Source organism: Scandinavium tedordense (genome assembly GCF_024764965.1).
In the GTDB taxonomy this organism is placed as follows: Bacteria; Pseudomonadota; Gammaproteobacteria; order Enterobacterales; family Enterobacteriaceae; genus Scandinavium; species Scandinavium tedordense.
This window is the reverse complement of sequence record NZ_JALIGG010000041.1, coordinates 25042-33052: the sequence shown is the minus strand read 5'-3', so window position 1 is coordinate 33052 and position 8011 is coordinate 25042. Positions and strand designations below refer to the sequence as shown.

Annotated in this window: 8 protein-coding genes, 4 tRNA genes and 1 rRNA gene; 12 read left to right on the top strand and 1 reads right to left on the bottom strand. The window is 50.2% G+C overall.

Going from position 1 to position 8011, the window contains the following annotated elements; translation table 11 throughout:
* The 3 genes from rrf to birA form a co-directional block, all read left to right on the top strand.
* Positions 1-81, top strand: a 5S ribosomal RNA gene (gene rrf / locus MUU46_RS23030); the annotation flags it as partial.
* 137 nt (positions 82-218) lie between these two features.
* Positions 219-1247, top strand: a complete 1029-nt coding sequence (gene murB, locus MUU46_RS00520; protein WP_258964473.1) for a UDP-N-acetylmuramate dehydrogenase — start codon at positions 219-221, stop codon at positions 1245-1247.
* On the top strand, positions 1244-2206 hold the full coding sequence (birA, locus tag MUU46_RS00515; protein WP_159762139.1) for a bifunctional biotin--[acetyl-CoA-carboxylase] ligase/biotin operon repressor BirA: 963 nt from the start codon (positions 1244-1246) through the stop codon (positions 2204-2206). The genes murB and birA overlap by 4 nt, the downstream gene beginning before the upstream one ends.
* A 25-nt stretch (positions 2207-2231) precedes the next feature.
* Here birA and coaA read toward each other — a convergent pair whose 3' ends face one another.
* Entirely contained in the window at positions 2232-3188 is a 957-nt protein-coding gene (gene coaA / locus MUU46_RS00510; RefSeq protein ID WP_185153800.1) for a type I pantothenate kinase, read from the bottom strand.
* A 410-nt stretch (positions 3189-3598) separates the two neighbouring features.
* Between coaA and MUU46_RS00505 the strand changes: the two genes are divergently transcribed.
* The 9 genes from MUU46_RS00505 (at position 3599) to rplA (ending at position 7780) form a co-directional block, all read left to right on the top strand.
* Positions 3599-3674: transfer RNA gene (locus MUU46_RS00505), tRNA-Thr, on the top strand.
* A gap of 8 nt (positions 3675-3682) precedes the next feature.
* Positions 3683-3767 (top strand) — tRNA-Tyr (locus MUU46_RS00500).
* Between the two features lie 116 nt (positions 3768-3883).
* Positions 3884-3958: transfer RNA gene (locus MUU46_RS00495), tRNA-Gly, on the top strand.
* 5 nt (positions 3959-3963) lie between these two features.
* A tRNA-Thr gene (locus MUU46_RS00490) sits at positions 3964-4039 on the top strand.
* Between the two features lie 112 nt (positions 4040-4151).
* Positions 4152-5336: an elongation factor Tu gene (gene tuf / locus MUU46_RS00485; RefSeq protein ID WP_258964472.1), complete on the top strand. Its 1185-nt coding sequence runs from the start codon at positions 4152-4154 to the stop codon at positions 5334-5336.
* A 231-nt stretch (positions 5337-5567) separates the two neighbouring features.
* Positions 5568-5951, top strand: a complete 384-nt coding sequence (gene secE / locus MUU46_RS00480) for a preprotein translocase subunit SecE (RefSeq protein WP_049842136.1) — start codon at positions 5568-5570, stop codon at positions 5949-5951.
* Between the two features lies 1 nt (position 5952).
* The gene (gene nusG / locus MUU46_RS00475; RefSeq protein WP_159761995.1) at positions 5953-6498 is read left to right on the top strand and encodes a transcription termination/antitermination protein NusG; all 546 of its coding nucleotides are present in this window, start codon (positions 5953-5955) and stop codon (positions 6496-6498) included.
* Positions 6499-6643: 145 nt separating this feature from the next.
* On the top strand, positions 6644-7072 hold the full coding sequence (gene rplK, locus MUU46_RS00470; RefSeq protein ID WP_110512487.1) for a 50S ribosomal protein L11: 429 nt from the start codon (positions 6644-6646) through the stop codon (positions 7070-7072).
* Positions 7073-7075: 3 nt separating this feature from the next.
* A complete protein-coding gene (gene rplA, locus MUU46_RS00465) occupies positions 7076-7780 on the top strand; it encodes a 50S ribosomal protein L1 (RefSeq protein WP_159761996.1) in 705 nt (234 codons plus the stop codon).
* Positions 7781-8011 lie beyond the last annotated feature (231 nt).

Sequence of the window (8011 nt, the reverse complement as noted above, 5' to 3'; positions counted from 1 at the left end):
CATGCCGAACTCAGAAGTGAAACGCCGTAGCGCCGATGGTAGTGTGGGGTCTCCCCATGCGAGAGTAGGGAACTGCCAGGCATCAAATAAGCGGAAAAGCTCCACACGAAAGTGTGGGGCTTTTTTGCGTTTATACTCAGTCTGTCCACAGCGTTATCCACAAGCCTTCCCTCCCTGAATACGGTACACTAGCCGGGTTTTTGCATCTGGAAGCCACTATGAATCACTCCCTAAAGCCCTGGAACACCTTCGGTGTCGATCATCAAGCCGCTCGTATAGTTTGTGCCGAAAATGCACCGCAATTGCTGGATGCCTGGCAGCAAGCAACCTCAGAAAAACTGCCGACACTGATCCTGGGTGAGGGCAGCAATGTCCTCTTCCTGAAGGATTATTCTGGCGTTGTACTGATTAACCGAATCAAAGGCATTAAGGTCTCTGAGCAGCCAGATGCATGGCATTTACATGTCGGTGCGGGTGAAAATTGGCACCGTCTGGTGGAGTTTACGCTGGAAAATGGCATGCCTGGACTTGAAAATCTGGCATTGATCCCGGGATGCGCTGGCTCCTCACCGATCCAGAATATCGGTGCTTACGGAGTAGAATTACAGCGCGTGTGCGAGTTCGTAGATTGTATAGAACTGGCAACTGGGGTGGCGAAACGCCTGACTGCGGATGAATGCTGCTTCGGATATCGGGACAGTATTTTTAAGCATGAGTATCAGGACAGATATGTCATCGTCGCCGTTGGCCTGAAGCTTCTGAAGCAGTGGCAGCCGGTTCTGAGCTATGGCGATTTAACGCGGCTTGATCCGCAGACTGTCACACCACAAGAAGTGTTCGATGCCGTCTGTCATATGCGTATGACCAAGTTGCCTGACCCGAAAGTGAATGGCAATGCGGGTAGCTTCTTTAAAAACCCGGTGATTACCCGTGACGTAGCGGACAAATTGCTGGCTTCCTTCCCGAATGCACCCCATTATCCCCAGACTGATGGCAGCGTAAAACTTGCAGCCGGTTGGCTTATTGACCAATGCCATCTGAAAGGCAAAAGTGTAGGCGGGGCGATGGTACACCGACAGCAGGCACTGGTGCTGATTAACGACAATAATGCGACCAGCGATAACGTTGTGGCCCTTGCACATTACGTACGCCAGCAAGTCGGTGAGAAATTTGATGTCTGGCTGGAGCCTGAAGTCAGGTTTATCGGCGAGCATGGCGAAGTTAACGCGGTAGAGGTCATTGCGTGAAAGATAATACGGTTCCTTTAACGTTGATTTCGATTTTATCAGATGGCGAGTTTCATTCCGGTGAACAGCTGGGTGAAAGATTGGGAATGAGTCGGGCTGCCATTAATAAGCACATCCAGACGCTACGTGACTGGGGTGTTGATGTATTTACCGTCCCAGGAAAAGGTTACAGCCTTCCAGAGCCGATCCAGCTGCTGAATGAAGAGTTCATCCGTAGCAGCATCAACGATGGTGCAGTAATTGTACTGCCGGTTATCGACTCCACTAACCAGTATCTGCTTGATAGACTCGCGAGCCTGCAATCCGGGGACGTCTGTGTGGCTGAGTATCAACAGGCTGGGCGTGGGCGTCGTGGGCGCAAATGGTTCTCACCTTTCGGTGCCAATCTCTATCTGTCCATGTACTGGCGTCTTGAACAAGGCCCCGCGGCTGCAATTGGGTTGAGTCTGGTCATTGGTATTGTTATGGCTGAAGTTTTGCAAAGCCTCGGAGCTGATAAAGTCCGTGTCAAATGGCCAAACGACCTCTACCTGTCTGATCGCAAACTTGCCGGCATTCTTGTTGAGTTAACCGGGAAAACCGGGGATGCTGCACAGATCGTGATCGGCGCGGGCATCAACCTTACAATGCGCCGGGTTGAGACAGATGTGATAAATCAGGGCTGGATCAATCTCCTGGAAGCGGGAATTAAAATTGACCGCAATACGCTAGCTGTTCGATTAATTAAAGAGCTCCGCGCTGCGTTAGTGCTATTTGAGCAAGAAGGATTGGGCCCTTATCTTTCCCGTTGGGAGAAACTGGATAATTTTATTCACCGTCCGGTAAAACTGATCATTGGTGAGAAAGAGATATTTGGAACATCACGGGGAATCGATACGCAGGGAGCGCTCTTGCTTGAGCAGGATGGGGTGATTAAGCCCTGGATGGGCGGAGAAATTTCACTGCGTAGCGCAGAATAAGTAAAGGGAGCAGAAGCTCCCTTTTTTATTTTCGCAATCGCACTTCATTGACCGAATGATTTGCACTTTTGGTCAGAACCAGGCTGGCACGTTCACGCGTCGGAAGTATATTTTCTTTAAGATTCACCAGGTTGATTTCATTCCACAAAGAGGTCGCAATATGGACTGCTTCGTCTTTGGATAATTTTGCGTAATTGTGGAAATAGGAATCAGGATCGGTAAATGCCCCCTCGCGGAATTTCAGGAAGCGGGTGATGTACCAATTTTTCAATAAATCTTCTGGCGCATCGACATAAATCGAGAAATCGACGAAGTCAGAGACAAATACATGATGTGGATCATGAGGATAATCCATGCCGCTCTGCAGGACATTTAAACCTTCCAGGATCAAAATATCCGGATGAGTTACCGTTTTATCCCCGTCAGAAATGACATCGTAAATTAAGTGGGAGTAGACAGGGGCGGTCACATCAGGGGCACCTGACTTAATATCAGACACAAACTTCACCAGGCGATGCATATCATAAGACTGCGGGAAGCCTTTCTTCTTCATCAGCCCGCGTTCTTTCAATACCTCATTAGGATGCAGGAAGCCATCAGTCGTAATCAATTCAACACGGCGATGTTCTGGCCAGCGGCTGAGTAATGCCTGCAGCACACGCGCAGTGGTGCTCTTACCGACCGCTACGCTACCGGCAATACTGATGACATAAGGAATACGCGGAGAGTTAGTTCCCAGGAACTGTTCCAGAACAGCCTGGCGACGCAAACTTGAGCTGATGTAGAAGTTTAGCAAACGCGACAGTGGTAAATAGATCTCAGCCACTTCTTCCAGTGACAGGTCTTCGTTAATGCCTTTCAGCCGCGTGATTTCCCCTTCAGTGAGGGTCATCGGCACGGAATCACGAAGTGCAGCCCATTGGCTACGGTTGAACTGTAGATATGGCGTCATTAACGTTTGCTCTTTTTTGCTCATAAGCATGTTCTGCTCGCTGTCACCCATTCCGTCTGCCGAAACGTGATGAGGCGGCACTTTTCAGTTAATCAGGACAATGGGCAGGAGGTTAACACCAGATTGAATGGAATAAGAAGAAAAAATCAGATTTAGTGATGCTTTCATTAGAAAGCGTCACATCCTCGTAGCGACTCTCGCCTTCATAGACAGTAAAGAGAACCTAAAAATGGATTCTATTAACGGGCAACCCACTTTATTCCCCTGTAATGAGTAAAAGAGAAGAAGGAAAAGAAATGATTCGCCCGTTTTTTGTTCGACAATGATGGCTTTTGCATCACTTTTGCGTCGATACGCGCAAAATATAAGCAAATGGTCGTTTTGTGCAATTTTTTAGTTGCATGCCTGCGCATGTCTCCCTAAAATGCGCGCTACTTGATGCCGACTTAGCTCAGTAGGTAGAGCAACTGACTTGTAATCAGTAGGTCACCAGTTCGATTCCGGTAGTCGGCACCATCAAGTCCGGTGGGGTTCCCGAGCGGCCAAAGGGAGCAGACTGTAAATCTGCCGTCACAGACTTCGAAGGTTCGAATCCTTCCCCCACCACCACTTTCTGGCAGCGTTTTCGCCGCCTGGGTTGGTCGAGTAAAATCACCGACCCGAACAATAAAAGAGAGAAATCTCTTTTTTGTTACAGAAAGAACTGGGTAGCCGAGTTTCAGGATGCGGGCATCGTATAATGGCTATTACCTCAGCCTTCCAAGCTGATGATGCGGGTTCGATTCCCGCTGCCCGCTCCAGACGTGCTGATATGGCTCAGTTGGTAGAGCGCACCCTTGGTAAGGGTGAGGTCCCCAGTTCGACTCTGGGTATCAGCACCACTTCATCTCCTCCTCCCTGTTTCTCTCTGTTACTTGCATTCAACAAGTCAGGCATGTTGCCTGGTTGATGTGGTGATATCACCGATTTATCCGTGTCTTAGAGGGACAATCGATGTCTAAAGAAAAGTTTGAACGTACAAAACCGCACGTTAACGTCGGTACTATCGGCCACGTTGACCATGGTAAAACAACGCTGACTGCTGCAATCACCTCCGTACTGGCTAAGACCTACGGCGGTTCTGCTCGCGCATTCGACCAGATCGATAACGCACCAGAAGAAAAAGCTCGTGGTATCACCATCAACACTTCCCACGTTGAATATGACACCCCAAGCCGCCACTACGCACACGTAGACTGCCCAGGCCACGCCGACTATGTTAAAAACATGATCACCGGTGCTGCGCAGATGGATGGCGCGATCCTGGTTGTTGCTGCGACTGATGGCCCTATGCCACAGACTCGTGAGCACATCCTGCTGGGTCGTCAGGTAGGCGTTCCTTTCATCATCGTGTTCCTGAACAAATGCGACATGGTTGATGATGAAGAGCTGCTGGAACTGGTTGAGATGGAAGTTCGTGAACTCCTGTCCCAGTACGATTTCCCAGGCGACGACACCCCTATCGTTCGTGGTTCCGCGCTGAAAGCGCTGGAAGGCGAAGCTGAGTGGGAAGCTAAAATCGTCGAACTGGCTGGCTACCTGGATTCTTACATCCCAGAACCAGAACGTGCGATCGACAAGCCATTCCTGCTGCCAATCGAAGACGTATTCTCCATCTCCGGCCGTGGTACTGTTGTTACCGGTCGTGTAGAGCGCGGTATCGTTAAAGTTGGTGAAGAAGTAGAAATCGTTGGTATCAAAGACACCGCGAAAACTACCTGTACTGGCGTTGAAATGTTCCGCAAACTGCTGGACGAAGGCCGTGCTGGTGAGAACGTTGGTGTTCTGCTGCGTGGTATCAAACGTGAAGAAATCGAACGTGGTCAGGTTCTGGCCAAGCCGGGTTCAATCAACCCGCACACCAAGTTCGAATCTGAAGTGTACATCCTGTCCAAAGATGAAGGCGGCCGTCATACTCCGTTCTTCAAAGGCTACCGTCCACAGTTCTACTTCCGTACAACTGACGTGACCGGTACCATCGAACTGCCAGAAGGCGTTGAGATGGTAATGCCAGGTGACAACATCAAAATGGTTGTTACCCTGATCCACCCAATCGCGATGGATGACGGTCTGCGTTTCGCAATCCGTGAAGGCGGCCGTACTGTAGGCGCAGGCGTTGTAGCTAAAGTTATCAGCTAATCGCGGATAACATTTGACGCAATGCGCAATAAAAGGGCATCATTTGATGCCCTTTTTGCACGCTTTCGAACCAGAACCTGGCTCATCAGTGATTTTTTTTGTCATAATCATTGCTGAGACAGGCTCTGAAGAGGGCGTTTAGTCCGAAACGCAGCAGAGCATTTCGGTTTTGGTTGCCTCGCACTCTCGCGGGGCAAAGATGTTTGTCGAATACTTGTGACAGGTTGGTTTATGAGTGCGAATACCGAAGCTCAAGGGAGCGGGCGCGGCCTGGAAGCGATGAAGTGGGTGATCGTTGCCGTACTGCTGATTGTAGCTATTGTGGGCAACTACCTTTATCGCGACATGATGTTGCCGCTGCGTGCGCTGGCCGTAGTGATTTTGATTGCTGCAGCGGGCGGTGTCGCGCTGTTGACGACCAAAGGCAAGGCGACCGTAGCGTTTGCTCGTGAAGCGAGAACTGAAGTCCGTAAGGTCATTTGGCCGACGCGTCAGGAAACGTTGCACACTACGCTGATTGTGGCCGCAGTTACTGCTGTCATGTCGCTGATCCTGTGGGGACTGGATGGTATTCTGGTTCGCCTGGTCTCTTTTATCACTGGCCTGAGGTTCTGAGATGTCTGAAGCTCCTAAAATGCGCTGGTACGTCGTTCAGGCGTTTTCCGGTTTTGAAGGCCGCGTAGCCACTTCGCTGCGTGAGCATATCAAATTACACAATATGGAAGAGTTGTTTGGTGAAGTCATGGTTCCGACCGAAGAAGTGGTCGAAATTCGTGGTGGCCAGCGTCGCAAGAGTGAGCGCAAATTCTTCCCTGGTTACGTGCTGGTACAGATGGTGATGAATGACGCCAGCTGGCACCTGGTGCGTAGCGTGCCACGCGTAATGGGCTTCATCGGTGGTACATCCGATCGTCCGGCGCCGATTAGCGATAAAGAAGTTGATGCGATTATGAACCGCCTGCAGCAGGTGGGTGATAAGCCGCGTCCTAAAACGCTGTTCGAACCGGGTGAAATGGTTCGCGTTAGCGACGGTCCGTTTGCTGACTTCAACGGTGTGGTTGAAGAAGTGGACTACGAGAAGTCCCGCCTGAAAGTTTCAGTCTCTATCTTCGGCCGTGCAACGCCGGTAGAACTGGACTTCGGCCAGGTTGAAAAAGCATAAATAAGCAGCAATTATTTGTTGTTCAAGGCGCGAAATTGGCATACAATTTCGCGCCTTTTGTATTTATGGGCCTTGTGCACATAAATCACATATTTATCACGGGGAGCCTCCTTGAGGCGTTATAACCCACTAGAGGAAATTGAGAATGGCTAAGAAAGTACAAGCCTACGTCAAGCTGCAGGTTGCAGCTGGTATGGCGAACCCAAGTCCACCGGTTGGTCCAGCACTGGGCCAGCAGGGCGTAAACATCATGGAATTCTGTAAAGCGTTCAACGCAAAAACCGAATCCCTGGAAAAAGGTCTGCCGACTCCTGTCGTTATCACCGTTTACGCTGACCGCTCATTCACTTTCATCACCAAGACTCCGCCAGCTGCGGTTCTTCTGAAGAAAGCTGCAGGTATTAAGTCTGGTTCCGGCAAGCCGAACAAAGAGAAAGTTGGTAAAATTTCTCGCGCTCAGCTGCAGGAAATCGCGCAGACTAAAGCTGCCGACATGACTGGTGCTGACATTGAAGCGATGACTCGCTCAATCGAAGGTACTGCGCGTTCCATGGGCCTGGTAGTGGAGGATTAAGAAATGGCTAAACTGACCAAGCGTATGCGCGTGATCCGTGAGAAAGTTGATGTAACTAAACAGTATGACATCAACGAAGCCATCGCTCTTCTGAAAGAGCTGGCCACCGCTAAATTTACTGAAAGCGTAGACGTTGCTGTTAATCTCGGCATCGACGCTCGTAAATCTGACCAGAACGTACGTGGTGCAACTGTACTGCCACACGGTACTGGCCGTTCCGTTCGCGTAGCCGTATTTGCCCAAGGCGCAAACGCTGAAGCAGCTAAAGCTGCTGGCGCAGAGCTGGTAGGTATGGAAGATCTGGCTGACCAGATCAAGAAAGGCGAAATGAACTTTGACGTTGTTATTGCTTCCCCGGATGCAATGCGCGTTGTTGGCCAGCTGGGCCAGATCCTGGGTCCACGTGGCCTGATGCCTAACCCGAAAGTTGGTACTGTAACGCCTAACGTTGCTGAAGCGGTTAATAACGCTAAAGCAGGTCAGGTTCGTTATCGTAACGACAAAAACGGCATCATCCACACCACCATCGGTAAAGTGGATTTTGACGCTGACAAACTGAAAGAAAACCTGGAATCCCTGCTGGTTGCGCTGAAAAAAGCGAAACCAACTCAGGCTAAAGGCGTGTACATCAAGAAAATCAGCCTCTCCACCACCATGGGTGCTGGCGTTGCCGTTGACCAGGCTGGTCTTACCGCGGTAGCGAGCTAAGATTAGCCTTTACGTGGGCGGTGGATTTGTCTACAATCTTCCCCCCACGATTCTGTTAACGTTGGTTAGCAGATACAGATTTGTTCGTTGGAGCCTGGCCTAATCCAGGCCTCCGTCGAAGACCGCAGGCGTTTCGTCAGAAACTTAATACCCTGCGTAGACGGTGACAGAACGCTAAGATTATTTTTGATACTCTTTGGCTTGTTTCTGCTCACCGTATTAAGACGCTCT

Bases quoted from the DNA above. Each gene is read 5' to 3' on its own strand.
- murB (WP_258964473.1), top strand. From the start codon at position 219: ATGAATCACTCCCTAAAGCCCTGGAACACCTTCGGTGTCGATCATCAA.
- coaA (WP_185153800.1), bottom strand. From the start codon at position 3,188: ATGCTTATGAGCAAAAAAGAGCAAACGTTAATGACGCCATATCTACAG.
- tuf (WP_258964472.1), top strand. From the start codon at position 4,152: ATGTCTAAAGAAAAGTTTGAACGTACAAAACCGCACGTTAACGTCGGT.
- secE (WP_049842136.1), top strand. From the start codon at position 5,568: ATGAGTGCGAATACCGAAGCTCAAGGGAGCGGGCGCGGCCTGGAAGCG.
- nusG (WP_159761995.1), top strand. From the start codon at position 5,953: ATGTCTGAAGCTCCTAAAATGCGCTGGTACGTCGTTCAGGCGTTTTCC.
- rplK (WP_110512487.1), top strand. From the start codon at position 6,644: ATGGCTAAGAAAGTACAAGCCTACGTCAAGCTGCAGGTTGCAGCTGGT.
- rplA (WP_159761996.1), top strand. From the start codon at position 7,076: ATGGCTAAACTGACCAAGCGTATGCGCGTGATCCGTGAGAAAGTTGAT.